The sequence below is a fragment of the Glycocaulis abyssi genome (assembly GCF_041429775.1).
GTDB classification, from domain to species: Bacteria; Pseudomonadota; Alphaproteobacteria; order Caulobacterales; family Maricaulaceae; genus Glycocaulis; species Glycocaulis abyssi.
This window is the reverse complement of record NZ_CP163421.1, coordinates 2111261-2127439: the sequence shown is the minus strand read 5'-3', so window position 1 is coordinate 2127439 and position 16179 is coordinate 2111261. Positions and strand designations below refer to the sequence as shown.

The 16179-nt window shown below is 63.3% G+C and carries 17 protein-coding genes; 8 read left to right on the top strand and 9 right to left on the bottom strand.

Features of this window, described 5'->3' with window-relative positions; translation table 11 throughout:
* Window positions 1-3: 3 nt before the first annotated feature.
* Together AB6B38_RS10255 and AB6B38_RS10250 are read right to left on the bottom strand one after the other, a co-directional pair.
* Window positions 4-1476 carry an ABC transporter permease gene (locus AB6B38_RS10255; protein WP_371392757.1) on the bottom strand — a complete coding sequence of 491 codons (1473 nt, stop codon included), beginning with the start codon at window positions 1474-1476 and terminating at the stop codon, window positions 4-6.
* Window positions 1477-1479: 3 nt separating this feature from the next.
* On the bottom strand, window positions 1480-2427 hold the full coding sequence (locus AB6B38_RS10250) for an ABC transporter ATP-binding protein (protein WP_371392756.1): 948 nt from the start codon (window positions 2425-2427) through the stop codon (window positions 1480-1482).
* A 136-nt stretch (window positions 2428-2563) separates the two neighbouring features.
* On the opposite strand from AB6B38_RS10250, the gene AB6B38_RS10245 reads away from it, so the two are divergent.
* Window positions 2564-2977 (top strand): DUF1499 domain-containing protein, encoded by a 414-nt coding sequence (locus tag AB6B38_RS10245; RefSeq protein WP_371392755.1) that lies wholly within the window; start codon window positions 2564-2566, stop codon window positions 2975-2977.
* Here AB6B38_RS10245 and AB6B38_RS10240 read toward each other — a convergent pair.
* Both AB6B38_RS10240 and AB6B38_RS10235 read right to left on the bottom strand, forming a co-directional pair.
* Entirely contained in the window at window positions 2953-3450 is a 498-nt protein-coding gene (locus AB6B38_RS10240; protein ID WP_371392754.1) for a DinB family protein, read from the bottom strand. The two genes, AB6B38_RS10245 and AB6B38_RS10240, sit on opposite strands and share 25 nt — an antisense overlap.
* Before the next feature lie 113 nt (window positions 3451-3563).
* Window positions 3564-4499 (bottom strand): acyl-CoA desaturase, encoded by a 936-nt coding sequence (locus tag AB6B38_RS10235; RefSeq protein WP_371392753.1) that lies wholly within the window; start codon window positions 4497-4499, stop codon window positions 3564-3566.
* A 249-nt stretch (window positions 4500-4748) separates the two neighbouring features.
* Here AB6B38_RS10235 and AB6B38_RS10230 point away from each other — a divergent pair, with 249 nt between their 5' ends.
* Window positions 4749-5579 carry an enoyl-ACP reductase gene (locus AB6B38_RS10230; RefSeq protein ID WP_371392752.1) on the top strand — a complete coding sequence of 277 codons (831 nt, stop codon included), beginning with the start codon at window positions 4749-4751 and terminating at the stop codon, window positions 5577-5579.
* On the opposite strand, the gene AB6B38_RS10225 is transcribed toward AB6B38_RS10230, so the two are convergent.
* Window positions 5576-6724, bottom strand: a complete 1149-nt coding sequence (locus tag AB6B38_RS10225; RefSeq protein WP_371392751.1) for an acyltransferase — start codon at window positions 6722-6724, stop codon at window positions 5576-5578. The genes AB6B38_RS10230 and AB6B38_RS10225 overlap by 4 nt on opposite strands.
* A 123-nt stretch (window positions 6725-6847) precedes the next feature.
* Between AB6B38_RS10225 and AB6B38_RS10220 the strand changes: the two genes are divergently transcribed.
* The 3 genes from AB6B38_RS10220 to AB6B38_RS10210 all read left to right on the top strand — a co-directional run bounded on the left by AB6B38_RS10220 (window position 6848) and on the right by AB6B38_RS10210 (window position 8629).
* Window positions 6848-7762, top strand: a complete 915-nt coding sequence (locus AB6B38_RS10220; protein WP_371392750.1) for a LytTR family DNA-binding domain-containing protein — start codon at window positions 6848-6850, stop codon at window positions 7760-7762.
* A 60-nt stretch (window positions 7763-7822) separates the two neighbouring features.
* On the top strand, window positions 7823-8032 hold the full coding sequence (locus tag AB6B38_RS10215; protein ID WP_371392749.1) for an antitoxin MazE family protein: 210 nt from the start codon (window positions 7823-7825) through the stop codon (window positions 8030-8032).
* Window positions 8033-8305: 273 nt separating this feature from the next.
* On the top strand, window positions 8306-8629 hold the full coding sequence (locus tag AB6B38_RS10210) for a type II toxin-antitoxin system PemK/MazF family toxin (protein WP_371392748.1): 324 nt from the start codon (window positions 8306-8308) through the stop codon (window positions 8627-8629).
* Between the two features lie 249 nt (window positions 8630-8878).
* On the opposite strand, the gene AB6B38_RS10205 is transcribed toward AB6B38_RS10210, so the two are convergent.
* From AB6B38_RS10205 to AB6B38_RS10195, 3 genes are all read right to left on the bottom strand, one after another.
* The gene (locus tag AB6B38_RS10205) at window positions 8879-9862 is read right to left on the bottom strand and encodes an alpha/beta fold hydrolase (RefSeq protein ID WP_371392747.1); all 984 of its coding nucleotides are present in this window, start codon (window positions 9860-9862) and stop codon (window positions 8879-8881) included.
* A 3-nt stretch (window positions 9863-9865) separates the two neighbouring features.
* Window positions 9866-10819 (bottom strand): EamA family transporter RarD, encoded by a 954-nt coding sequence (gene rarD, locus AB6B38_RS10200; protein ID WP_371392746.1) that lies wholly within the window; start codon window positions 10817-10819, stop codon window positions 9866-9868.
* A 124-nt stretch (window positions 10820-10943) separates the two neighbouring features.
* On the bottom strand, window positions 10944-12674 hold the full coding sequence (locus AB6B38_RS10195; protein ID WP_371392745.1) for a M28 family metallopeptidase: 1731 nt from the start codon (window positions 12672-12674) through the stop codon (window positions 10944-10946).
* Window positions 12675-12820: 146 nt separating this feature from the next.
* On the opposite strand from AB6B38_RS10195, the gene AB6B38_RS10190 reads away from it, so the two are divergent.
* From AB6B38_RS10190 to AB6B38_RS10180, 3 genes are all read left to right on the top strand, one after another.
* Window positions 12821-13759 carry a bile acid:sodium symporter family protein gene (locus AB6B38_RS10190; RefSeq protein WP_371392744.1) on the top strand — a complete coding sequence of 313 codons (939 nt, stop codon included), beginning with the start codon at window positions 12821-12823 and terminating at the stop codon, window positions 13757-13759.
* Window positions 13756-15537, top strand: a complete 1782-nt coding sequence (locus AB6B38_RS10185) for an amidohydrolase family protein (protein WP_371392743.1) — start codon at window positions 13756-13758, stop codon at window positions 15535-15537. The genes AB6B38_RS10190 and AB6B38_RS10185 overlap by 4 nt, the downstream gene beginning before the upstream one ends.
* A 148-nt stretch (window positions 15538-15685) precedes the next feature.
* Window positions 15686-15832 carry a hypothetical protein gene (locus AB6B38_RS10180; RefSeq protein WP_188450635.1) on the top strand — a complete coding sequence of 49 codons (147 nt, stop codon included), beginning with the start codon at window positions 15686-15688 and terminating at the stop codon, window positions 15830-15832.
* A gap of 10 nt (window positions 15833-15842) precedes the next feature.
* Here the strand turns inward: AB6B38_RS10180 and AB6B38_RS10175 are convergent, their stop codons facing one another.
* A complete protein-coding gene (locus AB6B38_RS10175; RefSeq protein WP_371392742.1) occupies window positions 15843-16148 on the bottom strand; it encodes a HigA family addiction module antitoxin in 306 nt (101 codons plus the stop codon).
* Window positions 16149-16179: the final 31 nt, after the last annotated feature.

Here is a 16179-nt window from a genome sequence, read left to right as displayed (position 1 = left end):
TGTCTATTCCTCGTCCTTGACAGGCTTCTTGCGCGAAAAGATGCGTTTGACGGAATCGGCGTTGGCGTGGCCCAGCGCGCCCTGCTGGAATACCGATGCCGCGCCCCAGAGCACCAATACCAGCGTGAGGAGCATCACCGCGCTGGTGCCGGCAATCTCCCACAGAGGCGGGTTTGATGGCAGGCGCGCAATCATGATGAAGGGCGTCCATATCGGCACCCATGACACGATCTGCACCGCCACCGAGTCGATGGAGCGCATGGCGAAGACGAGGATCATCAGGGGCAGCATGAGCACGAGGATGAGCGGGCTCATCAGGGTCTGGGCATCGTGCAGGGTCTCGCACAGCGAACCCAGCGCCAGGAAGATCGCGCCATACATGAGATAGCCAACGAGGAAATAGCCCAGTGCCGCCAGGAAGAGGCCGGGCTGTATCGCCTCGCCGATGAAGCCGGCAATCTCCGGATCCATGCCCTGCAGGAAGGTGCCGGCGATCAGCATGACGCTGGTGCCGATAAGGCCCCAGACGGCAAACAGGGTGAAGGAGACGGCGGCGACGCCCAGAAGCTTGCCGATCAGCAGGTCACGCACCCGCACGGTGGATAGCAGCAGCTCGATGATCTTGCCGCCTTTTTCCTCGATCAGGCTGGTCAGCAGCATGTTGGCGACCGAGAAAATTGCCGTCCACAGCATGATGGCCAGGATCACGGCGACCACAAACGGCGCCCAGTCGGCGGCGCCCACCTCGCTATCATCCACCGTGGCAGGGTTGAGGCTGCGCATTTCCGGTTCGAGCGAGGAGAGCTGGCGTATCTCGGCCGGATCGAGGCCACGCGCGGCAAGCGCCTGCTCGCGTACATGATCGCGAAGGGCGCGCCGGGCCGCTCCGGCCAGGCTCTGCTCGGTCACATTGGTGGAGTAGTAGTTGATCAGCGGGAGGTCCGAGCCGGCTTCCCGGCTGATGAACACCGCTGCAAAAAGACTGCGCGGTCCCTCAGGGGTGTCCACGCGCTGATCCCCGGTCAGATAGGGGCGCAGCGCGTCAATCGTGCGTGCCGGAGCCTCCAGCCGGATCAGCCGTCCGGTTCTGGCAGCGATCATGTCGGCACTGCCCTCCATGCCGAGGATTTCCAGCGCGCCATCCAGCCCGTCCAGTCCCACCGGGTCGGCGTCGAAGGCGGCCAGTGCGCGTTCACGCGTGCGGGTATCCACCGAGACGGCCGCGGCAGCCTCCAGCGCAGCGCGGGTCTGCTCCCGGCGTTCGCGCTCGATGGACGCCTGGATCACGCCATCCAGCCCGCTATTGGTCTCGTCGATAAGGACGTAATGGCGCACAGGCTCGGCTGACTGGATCAGCGCGGGAATGGACGCGCCCACCAGCATGAAGAGCGGGACCGAAGCCAGCGACAGCCAGAAGCCCCATGTCGCGACATAGGAGAGATATTCGCGGCGGGCGATGAGGTAGATGGCGCGCATGGCTTACTGGCCTTCCACGGGCTGGAGAGGATCGCTGGCCGATACCAGCCGGACAAAGGCGTCGTGAAGATGAGGCCGTACAGGCTCGAAGCGTGTAAGGCGCACGCCCGCTTCCACGCAGGCGCGAAGCACGTGCTGCGGGTCGATGCCCGGTTTCAGGGCGATCTGCCAGAGCGCGGCCCCGTCGGCATCGTTTTCCAGCCGCTCAACCTCGCCAAACTTTGAGAGGAGGGCGCTGATATCATCGTCAGAATCAACACCAATCGTGACAAGGCGCGGCACGACGGCCAGTGCCTCATCGACCTTGCCATCGAATATCTTCTCCCCGCGCGCCATCAGCACGATACGGTCGCAGATGCGCTCGGCCTGCGCCATGACATGGGTGGAGAACAATATGGTGCGCCCGGCGGCCGCCTGTTCGAGGATCACATCCTCCAGCATGGCCTGATTGACCGGATCAAGCCCGGAGAAGGGCTCATCGAGGATGATGAAATCGGGCTCGTGAATGATGGCCGCGATGATCTGGACCTTCTGGGCCATGCCCTTGGAGAGTTCCTTTATCTTCTTGCCCGCGCTGGCGGCCAGACCGAAACGCTCCAGCGCAGCGGCTGCCCTGCGGCGTGCTTCGGCGGCGGGGACGCCCTTCAGGCGCGCAAACAGCGCGATCACCTGCTCGGCCGTCATCTTGCGGTATACGCCGCGCTCCTCCGGCAGGAAGCCGACCCGGTCGAGCGTCTTAAGCGTCGGCGGCGCACCGAAGAGCAGGGCCTCACCTGCGTCCGGACGGATAATGCCCAGCGCCATGCGCAGCGTCGTCGTCTTGCCCGCCCCGTTGGGACCGAGAAAGCCGGTAATGGAGCCGGCCGGCACGGAGAAGCTGACATCCCTGACGGCAGGAAAGCCGGAAAAGGTCTTGGTCAGGCCGCTGACATCCAGGGCAGGCGTTGTCATGGTCAAAAATCCGTTGGTCTGGCAGGAATTCGTACTATGTCGGACCCGTGTTTAGGGCGCGTGTCAGGACCTGTCATCCCGCACCCGGTTGAAATAGCGTCACCTGACCAGGATTTAATCTCAGGAGCTGCCATCCATGCCGCGAAATCGCCCCGTCCCGCTGGATTTTGCAACGCTGCGCCCGCCGAGCAAGCCGCGCTGGTTCCTCGTTCTGCCTGAAGGGTATGAAAGCCTTGCGCAGCCACACTTGCGCAGCTTGTCCGTAGCGATGGCACCTGTAGACGCGCTGGCGCGCTTCAAGGCAATTGCCCTTCAAGCACCGCGCACGCGCCTCGTCCATGAGGGCGGTTTGCAAATCGGGCTGGAGCAGAAAAGCGCGGTCTGGCGATTTACGGACAAAATTACGGTCGAAGCCATCGAAGCGGGGCCGGGCTTTAGCGCCCTTGCCATCTATTCGCGCGCGCTGCTGGGCTTTTATGATTTTGGCGTGAACCGCAAACGCGTCACGCGCTGGCTGGACGCCTTTTACGCTGCGGGTAGCGCGAAATAGAGCAGGTCCAGCGAGGGCGGCTCGGTGACGCCCAGCTGGCGCAGTATGTGGCTGGCCTGACCGCGATGATGGGTCTGGTGATTGAACAAATGGGCGAGGATCACGCCCAGCGGCAATTCCTTGGCCTCACCGCGCGTATTGCCGTACTGGATGACGGTATTGAAACTGGCCGGGTCAAGGCCCGCGACATAGGCTATCAGGCGCTGATCCTCGGCTTCGCGTGCGGCGCGCAGCTCACCGAAATTTTCATAGAGAATGGTGTCGAGGCGGGCGGGCGCCTCGCCTTCGCCGGTCAGCCGGTAGAGCCATATCCGGTCGGCCACCAGCAGATGATTGAGCGTGCCGTGAAGGCTGCGGAAATAGGCTTTCACGTCCTTCTTGCGCTCGGTGTCCTTGAGCGCAGTCGCCGCATCATAGAGCCGGGCATTGGCCCAGGCATTATAGGCTGCAAAGCGGCGGAAATGGTCGTGCACGGCTCTGTTATCCCTCGCTGGTGGCGGGTCTGGCTGATATCAGGTGTAGAGCACGCGGCGGCCAGGGCAAATCCCGGCCCGCATATGCCCCGCCGCAATGGCGGCCCCCAGCGCTAGCGGCGTGCAATGGCTGGCTGGACGGCAAATTGCGGCGCGATCTTCAGATCACTGGCCCATTTCAGCTTTTCGAACAGCAACAGCAAGGTCCCGTTATAGTCCACAACGCGGTTGATGAGCCCTTTGCGCGGCAGGTGCAGGGCGCTTTGGGGATGCTCGTGGTGATGATCGTGAATGGCCTCGCCGCCGGTCAGCAGGGCGAGCGTCCAGTCCAGCCAGGCCGGGGTCTTGAGATGACCGAACACGTTCACGCCCAGCGTGGTTGCGTGGAACTGCACCCCGCGCGCCGTCACGGCGGCGGCGTGGAGCAGGAAGGCCAGAAGGAGCGAACCGCCCGACAGGAAGACCGCCAGATAGATCAGGGCCGGGATGACCAGATGCACCACCAGCGACAGCCAGTTATAGTGGTGATCGACCCATTTCACGCCCGGCATGTCGCGCAGCCACATGGCGAGCGGACGCTCCAGATCGTTGGGGTCGCGGAAGATGATCCAGCCAAACCACGCCCACACCTTGCTTTCGTGCGGGTTATGCGGGTCGCCGGGCTTGTCTGACAGGCGGTGGTGCTGGGAGTGGTAGTTGATCCAGTCCTTGAACCGGCCCTGCATGGCGATCACGCAATTGAGCGCGGTCAGAATCTGGGCAGGCCATTTCAGCTCGCCGGAGCGGTGCTGCCAGATGCGGTGCAGGACGCCGATGCCGAAATTGCAGATCACCAGCGTGACCGCGCCGACAGCCATGGTCAGCGGCACATACCACCAGTGGAAAGTGAGGCTCTCAAGCGCGAGGCCGAGCGTGATGGCGCCGATCATGCCGATGACACCAATGGCCGGATAGATCAGTGCGGCAAACACGCTGGTCCAGTCCAGATTGCCCCAGCTTTTCTCGATGGCTTCCGAGCGGGGGCGGGCAATGATTTTCGTCAAACTCAAACCTCAGGCTTCAGCAGGGAACGGAGCGCACCCGGATGAGCGCGTGACCCGAAAGCTGGCATGATCTGGCCAGCCTGACCAGTCAGTTCGCCTATAATAGCCCCATCAAATTGACGTCATTATGACCGCCATGTTCATACGCGTACCGCTCGACGCCGCAGCCCCTATCGGCTATGCGACGGGAAACACATGCGCGCTGGGCTGGAATCGCCGCCCGGCGCAGATAACCAATCCGGGAGGGACTATCCCATGAGCGACAGCGTGTATCCGGCCGGCAATCTGATGAAGGGCAAGCGCGGGCTTGTCATGGGTGTGGCCAACAAGAACTCGATTGCCTGGGGCATTGCCCAGCAGCTCGCGGCGCAAGGCGCAGAGCTTGCCTTCTCCTATCAGGGCGAGGAGCTGGAAAAGCGCGTGCGCCCGCTGGTGGAAAGCCTGCCCTGTGAACCCTTCATGGTCACGGCTGATGTCACCGATGATGCCTCCATGGACGCGTGCTTTGCCGCGCTGGAGAAAAAGTGGGGCAAGATGGACTTCCTCGTCCACGCCATTGCCTTTGCCGGCAAGGACGAGCTGAAAGGCTCCTTCACCCACAACACGACGCGTGAAGGCTTCAAGCGGGCGATGGACGTCTCGGCCTTCTCGTTTGTGGACGCGGCCAAACGCGCCAGCGCGCTGATGCCGAGCCGCGAAGAAGGGGGCGGCGCGATGATCTCCATGACCTATCTGGGGTCAGAGCGCGTGGTACCCAATTACAACGTGATGGGCGTGGCCAAGGCGGCGCTGGAAGCTTCCACCCGCTATATCGCAAGGGATCTTGGTCCGCAGGGTATCCGCGTGAACGCCATCTCCGCCGGTCCGATGCGCACCCTTGCCATGGCCGGAATTTCCGGCGGCAAGACGCTGATGAAGACCGGCAAGGACTGGTCGATGCTCAAAGAAGACACCCGCATGGAAGGCGTGGCCGGGGCTGCGCTCTACCTGCTGTCTGACCTTGGCCATTCGTGCACCGGCGAAGTGCTCCACGTCGATGCCGGCTTCCACGCCGTGGCGGTGCCGGACCTGGGTGAAGAGGGCTAGATCCGGTATTTCATACCCATCAGGGGCCGCAGGATCGCGATGCGTGATGCGGCCCCTGCCACGGCCCAGCTGCCAGCAAGAGTGATGGCGGCCACGAGCAGAAACTCACCCGGCCCGCCAAGGCGGATATTCCAGGCGGTGATGAGATAGATCGCGCTGACCGTGATCGTCTGGTGGACGATGAAGACCGGGAAGATCAGCACGTTGAGCCGGGTGAGCACAGCCGAGCCTGAGCGGATCAGCCGCCTGGCCAGCCAGATCAGCGTGACGATCATCCACCACGCATAGGCAAGGCGCAGGGTGCGCCAGAGCGTGGCTTCTATGGAATCGGCAAAGCGCGCATCGAAATCGAGATAGGCAAAGGCCAGCAACGCGCCGCCGGCGACTGTCAGGGCAAGTGCCAGCCTGCCCACCCGGTCCACCACCTGCCAGAAGACTTCCGAGCGCGCGGCGAGTGCGCCGAAGATCACAAAGGTCAGGGAGTAGGCGTGAGTCGCCCAGTCCCACACCAGGTTGTGCGTGGTCGGGAAGCTGTCAGCCAGCGTGAAGCGGATCAGCAAGAGCGGCAGGACGGGCAGGATGAGGAAGGCAGCAAGCCCCAAGCGCCCGCTCCACACCCGCTCCAGCCGCAATCTGGCCAGCTTGCCCGTATGAGGCAGGAAGGGCGCCAGGATCAGCGCGTAGACGAAGATATAGGCGACATACCAGAGATGGTTCCACGTGGGCGTGGTGATCGAAAATCCGCTGCCAAAATCGAGATAGTGCGGCCAGAAGGCGAGTATGCCCGGTTCGATCTCGCTGTTTGTACGCAGCTCGAAATAGGCTTGCGGCATCACGATCACGGCCATGCCGAAGACCAGCGGCACGAAGAGCCGCCAGACACGCTCCAGCATGAAGCGCCCGGTGCCGAGCTTTCCTGCCAGCATCGCCATTGCGACGCCGGAAATGAAGAAGAGCAGAGGCAGGCGCCAAGGGCTCATCAACATCATGGGCAGTTCGAGCGTGGTGCCCTCATAGGCGCTTTTGACGTGCCAGTCCCACGTCACATAGCCCATGCCGGTGTGATAGAGGATCAGCATGGCGAAGGCGAAGACGCGCAAGGCGTCAAGATCCGGGCGGCGGGCTGAGGGCGGTGTATCGATCATGGGGAGGCGTCCTGCGGGCTGAGCGGGTTCTGCTTTCCCGTTTGCGCCTGACTGGAATCCTTGTCGCGGGGCATGGGATGAAACCTGCCCTTCACGGGATCAGACGATGCAGTGCCGGGCCGAGTGGCTTCTGATCAGGGACGGGCGGCATTGCCGGAATCGCCATCCACCGCCATGCTCCGCGCCATGACGGCACACAACACTCCCCTCGATCCGCAGCGCCGCGCTGAACGCCGGGCTGGTCTTCAGGCCGGGCTGATCTTTGCTGCCTTTGCCAGCGCCTCGGTGGTGGTGAATGCGCTCTCGATCAATAGCGAGCTGGCGCGCGGCGCAGCCGTCTTTAACCCGGCGCAAGCCTGGCTCCTGGAGCTGACAAGCCTTGTTGTCCTGCTGGCGCTGGTGCCTGCGGTGATCGCGCTCGACCGGCGCATTCCGCTGGCGCTCGGCTGGCGGGTCGCCCTGCCTTTGCACCTCATCGCGGCGCTCGCCTTCACCACCGCCCATGTGTGGGGAATGATGCTGCTGCGCGAGCTGTTATGGCCCGCCGTGATCGGCGGCAGCTACACCTATTTCGATCTTCTGGTGCGCGACTTCATCTATGAGGCGCGCAAGGATTTCCTCACCTATGCCACGCTGGTACTGGTGATCCGCCTAGCTCGCCGCATCGAGGACTACCGGCTGGAACTGGCAGAGGGCCATGCGCGGGCCAAGGGCGAGGCGCTCATCGTGCTCAAATGCGGCGGGCGCGAGCTGCGCCTGCCTGCCGCTGAGATCATCTCGGCAGAGGCAGCAGGCAATTATGTGGAGGTGTCCACCCCTACCGGCTCCCACCTCGCGCGCATCACGCTGGGCGGGCTGGAGACGCTGCTGAAGGAAGCCGGCGCCGACCCGGTGCGGGTCCACCGCTCCTGCCTCGTTGCCCGCCCCGCCGTGCGCGAGATCATTCCGGGCGACAGCGGAGACGCGGTGGCCGTGCTTTCCAGTGGTGCGCGTATACCCGTCAGCCGCCGCTACCGGTCGGGCTTAAGCGGGGGCTGACCGGCGGCGCACTTTGCTGTCAGAGGCAATCCGTGTTACATGTAACGCATGGAGGGCATCATGGGCATCAATGAACGGGTCAGCAAGCATCGTGAAGCCCTGCGGGCAGCGGGCCTGCGTCCCTTGCAGATCTGGGTGCCCGATACCCGCCAGCCAGGCTTTGAAGAGGCGTGCCGTGAGCAGGCGGCGCGTACCGCAGAGGCCGACCGTGCAGATGCAGAGCTGAACGCCTTTACAGACGCGGCGCTCGCCGACCTGGACGAGCGCTAGGGCCTGTACTCATAAAGGGTTTGGAGCGTGATATGCGCGAAAATGGTTCACTATCAGGAGCAGGCCCGATGGAAGGGTTTCCCGCTTTCGAGGGACTGGGACGCCATAGTGAACCATTTTCGCCATACTCCTTCGGAGCGCGGCGGATTTCATCCCTGACGGTGTCGAGCCGCCCTTGTGGAGAGATGCTCCACGGCGGTCGTCTCTCCTTGTCAGATACCAAATCCACTACGCGTCACGCCCGAAACCTTTATAAGTACAGGCCCTAAAGCCGTGAAGCGCGGCGATATCGTCACCGTCGCCATGCCCGGCGATTTCGCCAAACCGCGCCCTGCGCTGGTATTGCAGGCGGATTATTTCGCACAAACCTCCACGGTGACCATCGCGCTTATCTCTTCGACGCTGGTGGAGGCGCCTCTATTGCGGATCACGCTGGAACCGTCAGAGGAGAACGGGCTGCGCGCCCGCTCGCAGATCATGGTGGACAAGGTGATGAGTGTGCGCCGCGAGCGCGTCGGCAAAATCATCGGCAAAGCCGATTCCGACACGCTTTTAAGCGTGAACCGGTCTCTCGCCGTGTTTCTGGGCTTTGCTTAGGGTCTGCCCTCATAAAAGGTTTCGGGCGCGGCGCGAAGCGGATTTTATGCCTGAGAAGGAGAGACGACCGCCGTGGAGCACTCCTCCACAAGGGCGGCTCGACACCGTCAGGTGCAAAATCCGCCGCGTCCGAAGGATATGGCCCAGACCGCCCGTTTCATCGTCGCGAAACCTTGAAAGGGGACGGCCCTTCCGGCGGTTTCGCTCCTTGAACCGGACAATCTGGCCACATACCGCGCCTCAAACCTTTTATGAGGGCAGACCCTTAAACCGCCGCCCCAGCCAATCCAGCAGATAGGCGTTAAGCGCGTCCGGGGCCTCGTACTGGGTCCAGTGGCCAATGTTCTCGATGACATGCATCTCCAGATCCTTGCAGAGGGCCGGCATCCAGGCCGTGAGCTTGGGCGGCAGCATGTAGTCGCATTCGGCAGAGATCATCAGGCAGGGCATGGAGAGCCGGTGATCGACCCCGCCCATGCGCTCCCAGTTCGCATCGAAATTGCGATACCAGTTGACCCCGCCCCTGAAGCCTGTCTCCGCGTAGATACGCGCATATTCGGCGCGCGCCTCCTTTGGCACCACCACATCGTCCTCCGATTTCAGCCCGCCGCGTTCGATGAAGCGCTCGAACCGCTTGGGCAGATGGGTGACAGAGGGCGGCAGTTTCCCGATGTCAGCGGAGGGAAAAGAGGCACCGAACACGAAGTCGAAGAAATCGCTTTCCCGGCCTTTGAAAATCCCGTCAGCCGCATCCTCCTGGAAGCGCACGATATAGTGCTCTTCGCCGCCCATCTCGCGGAAAACGTCTGTGGGCGGTTTCGAGCCGCGCGGCAGGTGGGGCGTGTTCACGCCCACCGCGCCGAGAAAGCGCTCCGGGATCAGGCAGGCCGCATGCCACATGAGGATGCCGCCCCAGTCATGGCCTACGATGACCGCTTTCTCGATGCCCAGTGCATCGAGCAGGCCCGCAATATCACCGGTCAGCCGGTCGACATGATAGGCGCTCACCTCGTGGGGCGCATCGGACGCGCCAAACCCGCGATTGTCCGGTGCGATGACGCGGTAGCCTGCGCCCGCCAGTGCCTCGATCTGCGCCGCCCAGGAGAGCGCCAGCTCCGGCCAGCCATGCAGGAGCAGGACGGGCAGGCCGTCCTTGGGGCCTGCTTCGTGAACGGAGAGCGTGACCTCGCCCACATTGACACGGCGGGCGGGCGGCATGGGCGGATGGGACATGGATCAGCTCGCGGTTTGTTTGAGGGCGCGTTTTCGCGAGCTTAGAAGATCGAAGGTGAAGACGGCCAGCCCCGCCCAGATAAAGGCGAAGGTGATGGCGTGGGCGAAGGTGAATACTTCGCCCCAGATGATCCCCACCGCGAATTGCAGGGTCGGGGCGACAAATTGCAAAAGGCCGATCGTGGCAAAGTGCAGCCCCCTTGCCCCGATGATGAAGAGCAGCAGGGGCGCGACCGTCATCGGTCCGGTCAGGATCAGCAGGATGGCTTGCCACGGGCTTTCAAGGAAGCTGCCGCCATTGCCGGAGGCTTCAAGGAAGAACAGCGCCACCAGAGAGGGCAGGGAGATAATCAGCGTTTCCCAGAACAGGCCCACCCGGCCATCGGTTGCGATGGTCTTCCTTATATAGCCATAGGCGGTGAAGGAGGCCGCCAGGAACAGCCCGATCCACGGGACTTCGCCCACAGCCACGATCTGGTTGACCACGCCGATCACGGCAAGGCCCACTGCGATCATCCGCAGACGGCCGAAGCGCTCGCCCGCGATGAAAACACCGACCGCCACATTCATCAGCGGGTTGATGAAATAGCCCAGCGAAATATCGAGCACCCGGTCGGCATTGATCGCCCAGACAAACACCCACCAGTTCGAAGCGATGAGGATGGCGCTGAGGAGCAGGGTCGCCATGGCGCGCCGGTCGAGTATCAGCCGCCAGGCCGAGGGCGTGCGCCCTGCCATCCACACCAGAAGCGCCAGCAGCGGCACCGACCAGATGGCCCGGTGCAGCACGATCTCGGTCGCGCTGGCAAAGTCGAGGAATTTGTAGAAGGCCGCTGACAGGCCCCAGATACCATAGGCGGAGAGGGCCGCGACGCCTGCCCGGCCTGCATCCAGCCGCCCGCTCGTGGGCGCTGGCGGAGCTACAGGGGCGGCGGACGGGTCGGCAGGTGTGGCCATGGCCCGGCTCTTACTCCCGCCAGTGCCCCAAAGTCATTCTGTTTCTTGCATTAAATGCAGCCCGGCATGCATAGGCCCCGCCCGGAGGGGCGGGGCCGGTTGCACGACACGCGCTGTGGTGAGCCTAGCGGTTTTCCATCATGGCATCGCGAAGGCCGCGGAATTCGTTGCCTTCATACCAGTTGGGCCATTCATCGCTATCGGCCATCCGGCGCGCCACCGTGTAGAGCAGGCGCGAATCCTCCTCGAGGCCGGAGAGATCCCAGTCAGGGTTATACTCGTCCGCAGGCTGGTGATAGCGGTTCACACGATAGGCAAGAGCGGCGCGTTCAACATAGTCGCGGCCATGCTCCACATGCACAGAACCACCGCCGGCATAGAGCATGGGTACGCCGACGCGCGCCAGGCTCACATGGTCAGAGCGGTAGAAATAGCCCGCCTCCGGGTTGGGATCGGGCGTCAGATAGCGCCCGCGTGCCTCGGCCTCCTCGCGCAGAATGTCCTCGATCTGCGACGCGCCATAACCGACCACCACTACATCCTCGGTGCGGCCAACGGGCAACTCGCCATCAATATTGAGGCCCGCCACGATGGAATTGAGCGGCACGGTCGGGTTGGCCCCGAACCAGGCTGAACCCAAGAGGCCCTGCTCTTCCGCCGTTACAGCGACAAACAGCACCGAGCGGCGGGGTTGCTCGCCGCGCGCGAAGGCTTCGGCCATTTCCATGATGGCGGCGGTGCCGGTCGCGTTATCCACCGCGCCATTATAGATATCGTTGTCAGCGGCAAAGTTCAGCCGCACGCCGAGATGGTCCCAGTGCGCCATCAGAAGCACATATTCATCCGGCGCTTCCGATCCCTCGATCACGCCGACGACATTGTTCGATGTCAGGCGGCGCAGATCGGTGTGCAGCTCGGCGCTCATCGTGGCGCCCTCCAGCGCGACCGGGGTGAAGCCAGGCTCGGCGGCCGCCTCTGCCAGCGCGTCAAAATCCTGGCCGGTCGCTTCAAACAGGCGCCGCGCGACGTCCAGCTGCACCCAGCCCTGCACCGGCACCAGATCAGAGGGCGGCATGTCGAGCGTGAACTGCGGACCCGACCAGGAAGACGCGACGACATCCCAGCCATAGCTCGCCGGCTCGGTCTGGTGGACGATGATCGCCCCGGCTGCGCCCTGACGGCCAGCCTCCTCATACTTGTAGGTCCAGCGGCCGTAATAGGTCATCGCCTCGCCATTGAAGCGGCCGGCATCGGGATCGGCATAGCCGGGATCATTAACGAGGATGACCACCGTCTTGCCCTCGACATCAATGCCGTCATAGTCGTTCCAGCCATATTCGGGCGCGACAACGCCATAGCCGACAAAGACCAGCTCCGTATCGGCTATGGAGACATGTTCTTCCGGGTTCTCCGTCCAGTAGACGGCATCCCGGCGCATGCCGAGGCCCATCGGCTCCCCGTTTATGGATATGTCGAGAGTGGAGCGCTCTTCATCGAGCGTCGCTTCGATCAGCGGCACAGGCTGGTACCAGCCCTCGGTTCCGGCAGGCTGGACACCAACCCGCGCCAGCTCGTCGGCAATCCACTGGGCGGACCGCTCTCCGCTTTCAGTGCCCGGAGCGCGGCCTTCAAAGCGGTCATCGGCGAGAACCGAGATACGAAAGTGCAGATCGTCAGCAGTAATTTCCGCGCTCGTCTCGCCAACCGGCGGCCAGTCTCCCGCGTCAGTGGTCGATGTTTCCGGTGCGGCCTCTTCGACGGGTGCCTCTGCCGGGGCAGCGGGTTCATTGGCAGCCGGTTCGCCGCAGGCAGCCAGCAGCGCAGCGGCGGCTGTCAGGGTCCAAAAACGTAACATTATAACGCCCTCCCAAGGGTTTAGCCGATTTTTGGCCAGCATGCCCTGTCCGGCGCAAAGGTCAAAGCCCGTATGCGCACCACTCGACAGCGGGGCTCGTGTCCGTCCAAGGTGGCGGCTTCGTCCTTCGCCGCCGCGAGCCCCCGATGACCGACCCTGCCAGCCTTGATGCGGTCCAGCTCAGCCTCGGCCCTGTCTTCCAGAGCGTTCTTCCCGTCAGTCTTGCCGTCATCATGTTTACGGTGGCGCTGTCGCTGCGGGTGGATGATTTCGTTCAGGTGATACGCGCGCCGGTGCGTTTTGGCGGGGCTGCCCTGACGCAGATCCTGCTGCTGCCGATGGCGACGCTGGCTCTGGTCATGGTGCTGCAGCCCCAGCCCTCGATAGCGCTCGGCATGATCGTGGTGGCGTGCTGCCCGGGCGGGAACATGTCGAACTTCTTTACCCATCTGGGGCGGGGCGACACCGCGCTTTCAGTGTCGCTGACGGCCACGTCGAGCCTTCTGGCGGCGCTCGCCACGCCGGTCTCGATCCTGTTCTGGAGCGGGCTATACGGCCCCACGCGCGAGTTGATGGACGCGCTGGATGTCGATGCCGTGCCGTTTGTCCTGCAGACCATGGTGATCCTTGCCGTGCCGCTGGCTGCGGGCATGTATCTGGCGTCCCGGCATGGGGAGCTGGCCCGGCGGCTGCGGCCTTTCATGTCGATGCTGGCCATGGTGATCCTGGTCCTGATCATATTGGGAAGCCTTGCGGGCAATGCCGATCTGTTGCTGATGGGGGCTATCGCCATCTTGCCGACCGTCATCGTGCACAACGCCATGGCGCTGTTGCTGGGCTATGCGGCCGGATGGGCGCTGCGCTTTGATGCGCGCGGGCGGCGCGCCATGACGATAGAGGTCGGTATCCAGAATTCGGGGCTTGGCCTTGTCATTCTGCTGGGTGCGCTTGGCGGGCTGGGCGGCGCCGCGGCGATCATTGCCGTCTGGGGTGTGTGGCATCTGATTTCGGGCGTGGGGCTTGCCTATGGCTTCCGTCTGACCGACCATTTGCGGCAGAAAAAGCTCGCCGGAGGAACCCCATGACCCATCAGCTGAAAATCGTGAACGGCCTTGTCTATGACGGATCGGGCGGTGAGCCGATCCGCGCCGATCTCGTCATTGATCAGGGCCGTATCAGCGCGGTGGGAACGGGCCTTGGCGAGGCCCGCGAGACGATAGATGCGGCCGGGTGCATCGTGACGCCGGGCTTTATCGACATTCACACCCATTATGACGGGCAGGCGACCTGGGACGACCGTATGGAGCCGTCCATCAACCATGGCATCACGACGGCCATTGTCGGCAATTGCGGGGTAGGCTTCGCGCCCGTGCGCCCGTCCGACCATGACCGGCTGGTGCGCCTGATGGAGGGGGTGGAGGATATTCCCGGCACCGCGCTCCATGAGGGCCTGAAATGGAACTGGGAAAGCTTTCCTGATTATCTCAATGCGCTGGACGCCATGCCGCGCACCATCGATATCGCTGCCATGATTACCCACGATCCGCTACGCGTGTATGTGATGGACGAGCGCGCGAGTTTCGACGCGCAAGCCTCTGACGAGGACATTGCCAGAATGCGAAAGCTGGTGCGCGAAGCGCTGGAGGCAGGCGCTATCGGCTTTTCAACCGGCCGTTCTGATTTGCACCGCACGGCAGATGGTGAGTGGACGCCGGCCTCTGAAGCCACCGCAAACGAGCTGACCGGCATTGCCGAAGCCTTCCACGGCCTCACCCATGGCGTGCTGCAGGCGGTGTCTGACTTTGACCTGCAGCGCTCGGAGGAAGCTTTCCCGAAAGAGTGGGAGGTGGTGGAGAAATACGTGAAGGCTGGCGGCGGACGCCCGGCCTCCATCTCCCTCATGCAGCGCGACCTTGCCCCCAATCAGTGGCGCGACATTCTCAAGGGCGTTGAGAAGCTGAACGCGGATGGCGTCGATATGCGTGTGCAGGTCGCCCCGCGCGCCATTGGCGTGTTCCTGGGCCTGCAATGCACCTTCCACCCCTTCATGGGCCATCCCGCCTACAAGGCCATCGCCCATCTGCCGCTGGAGGAACGGGTCGCGCGCATGAAGGATCCGGCCTTCAAGGCCCAGATACTCTCTGAAAAGCCCGACAAGGTGGCAGTGGAGGGCTCCTCCGTGCCGCCGATCGCCGATGTGATGCTCGAAGCGATGGAGTTTGTCGCCGAGAAGCTCTTCATGCTGAGCGATGATCCCGATTACGAGCAGTCCGGCGAGCAATCGATTGCGGGCCGGGCGCGGGCGCGCGGGGTTTCGGTCTGGGAGGAGCTTTACGACACGGTCATCGCCCGTGATGGCAAGGAGCTGATCTACCTGCCGATCTATAACTATACCGAGATGAGCTATGAGAATGTGCTGACCATGATGCGCCACCCGCAGGCTCTGATTGGCTTGTCTGATGGCGGGGCGCATGTGGGCACGGTCTGCGATGCGAGCTTCCCGAGCTATCTATTGAAATACTGGACGCAGGAGCGCACCCGCGGCGAGCGCATCGCCCTGCCCCGCGCCGTGCAGATGCTCACGAGCGATCTTGCAGACTTCCTGGGCCTCAATGACCGGGGCCGGATCAGGGTGGGCCTGAAGGCCGATCTCAACGTCATCGACCTTGATAATCTCAAGCTGGAAGCTCCGCACATGGTCGCGGACCTGCCTGCGGGTGGTCAGCGCCTCCTGCAGGGCGCAACAGGCTATCGCGCCACCATAGTCGCTGGCGAGGTAGTGGTGCGCGATGGCAGTGTGACGGATGCCCGCCCCGGCCGCCTGATCCGCGCAGGGCAACAAATGGCGATGGCTGCGGAGTAGCCCCATCGACAAGCGGCCTGTTCAGGCGCAAGACTGATGCTTCAGGGATCAGCGCGCCATCCGCCAAAGGGACGGATGGCAGACCGGTGCGCCCTGCCCGCACCGGCATGGGCCGGTTTCCAGCGGGTCAGCCGGCGGAGTGACGCCCATGGCCAAAGGCCAGATGCGGGGCAATAAAGAAGCCAAGAAGCCCAAGAAGGAAAAGCCGAAAGTGACGGCCGCCGCGCCGCCGCGTACGGCTATCGACCGGATGAAGGAATCGCAGGATCGCTCCAAGGCCCGCAAGCCGAGCTAGGGACGGTCCGCTAGAGAGGCTCAACCTCGCGCTCAATCTGCGACAGGCGGTCGCCCAGTACGGCAATGTCGTACTGGGCCTGCAAGTTAAGCCAGAACGCTGGCGTCGTGCCGAGCGCACGCGCCAGACGGCAGGCCATTTCCGCTGATACGGCCTGCTTGCCATTCACGATCCGCGAAACATTGGCGGGCGTGGTGTGCAACCGCACGGCTAGCGCGCTCGCAGACAGGCCCAGCGGCACCATGAAGTCCTCTTTCAGGACTTCACCGGGGTGAATGTCGAGAAACGGCAGAACGCCGTTGGCCAAACTGGTCATACAATGACCGTGTTACGCATTACGTAATGCG

Bases quoted from the DNA above. Each gene is read 5' to 3' on its own strand.
- AB6B38_RS10230 (WP_371392752.1), top strand. From the start codon at position 4,749: ATGAGCGACAGCGTGTATCCGGCCGGCAATCTGATGAAGGGCAAGCGC.
- AB6B38_RS10190 (WP_371392744.1), top strand. From the start codon at position 12,821: ATGACCGACCCTGCCAGCCTTGATGCGGTCCAGCTCAGCCTCGGCCCT.
- AB6B38_RS10195 (WP_371392745.1), bottom strand. From the start codon at position 12,674: ATGTTACGTTTTTGGACCCTGACAGCCGCCGCTGCGCTGCTGGCTGCC.
- AB6B38_RS10180 (WP_188450635.1), top strand. From the start codon at position 15,686: ATGGCCAAAGGCCAGATGCGGGGCAATAAAGAAGCCAAGAAGCCCAAG.
- AB6B38_RS10225 (WP_371392751.1), bottom strand. From the start codon at position 6,724: ATGATCGATACACCGCCCTCAGCCCGCCGCCCGGATCTTGACGCCTTG.
- AB6B38_RS10255 (WP_371392757.1), bottom strand. From the start codon at position 1,476: ATGCGCGCCATCTACCTCATCGCCCGCCGCGAATATCTCTCCTATGTC.
- rarD (WP_371392746.1), bottom strand. From the start codon at position 10,819: ATGGCCACACCTGCCGACCCGTCCGCCGCCCCTGTAGCTCCGCCAGCG.
- AB6B38_RS10245 (WP_371392755.1), top strand. From the start codon at position 2,564: ATGCCGCGAAATCGCCCCGTCCCGCTGGATTTTGCAACGCTGCGCCCG.
- AB6B38_RS10185 (WP_371392743.1), top strand. From the start codon at position 13,756: ATGACCCATCAGCTGAAAATCGTGAACGGCCTTGTCTATGACGGATCG.
- AB6B38_RS10175 (WP_371392742.1), bottom strand. From the start codon at position 16,148: ATGACCAGTTTGGCCAACGGCGTTCTGCCGTTTCTCGACATTCACCCC.
- AB6B38_RS10250 (WP_371392756.1), bottom strand. From the start codon at position 2,427: ATGACAACGCCTGCCCTGGATGTCAGCGGCCTGACCAAGACCTTTTCC.
- AB6B38_RS10215 (WP_371392749.1), top strand. From the start codon at position 7,823: ATGGGCATCAATGAACGGGTCAGCAAGCATCGTGAAGCCCTGCGGGCA.
- AB6B38_RS10205 (WP_371392747.1), bottom strand. From the start codon at position 9,862: ATGTCCCATCCGCCCATGCCGCCCGCCCGCCGTGTCAATGTGGGCGAG.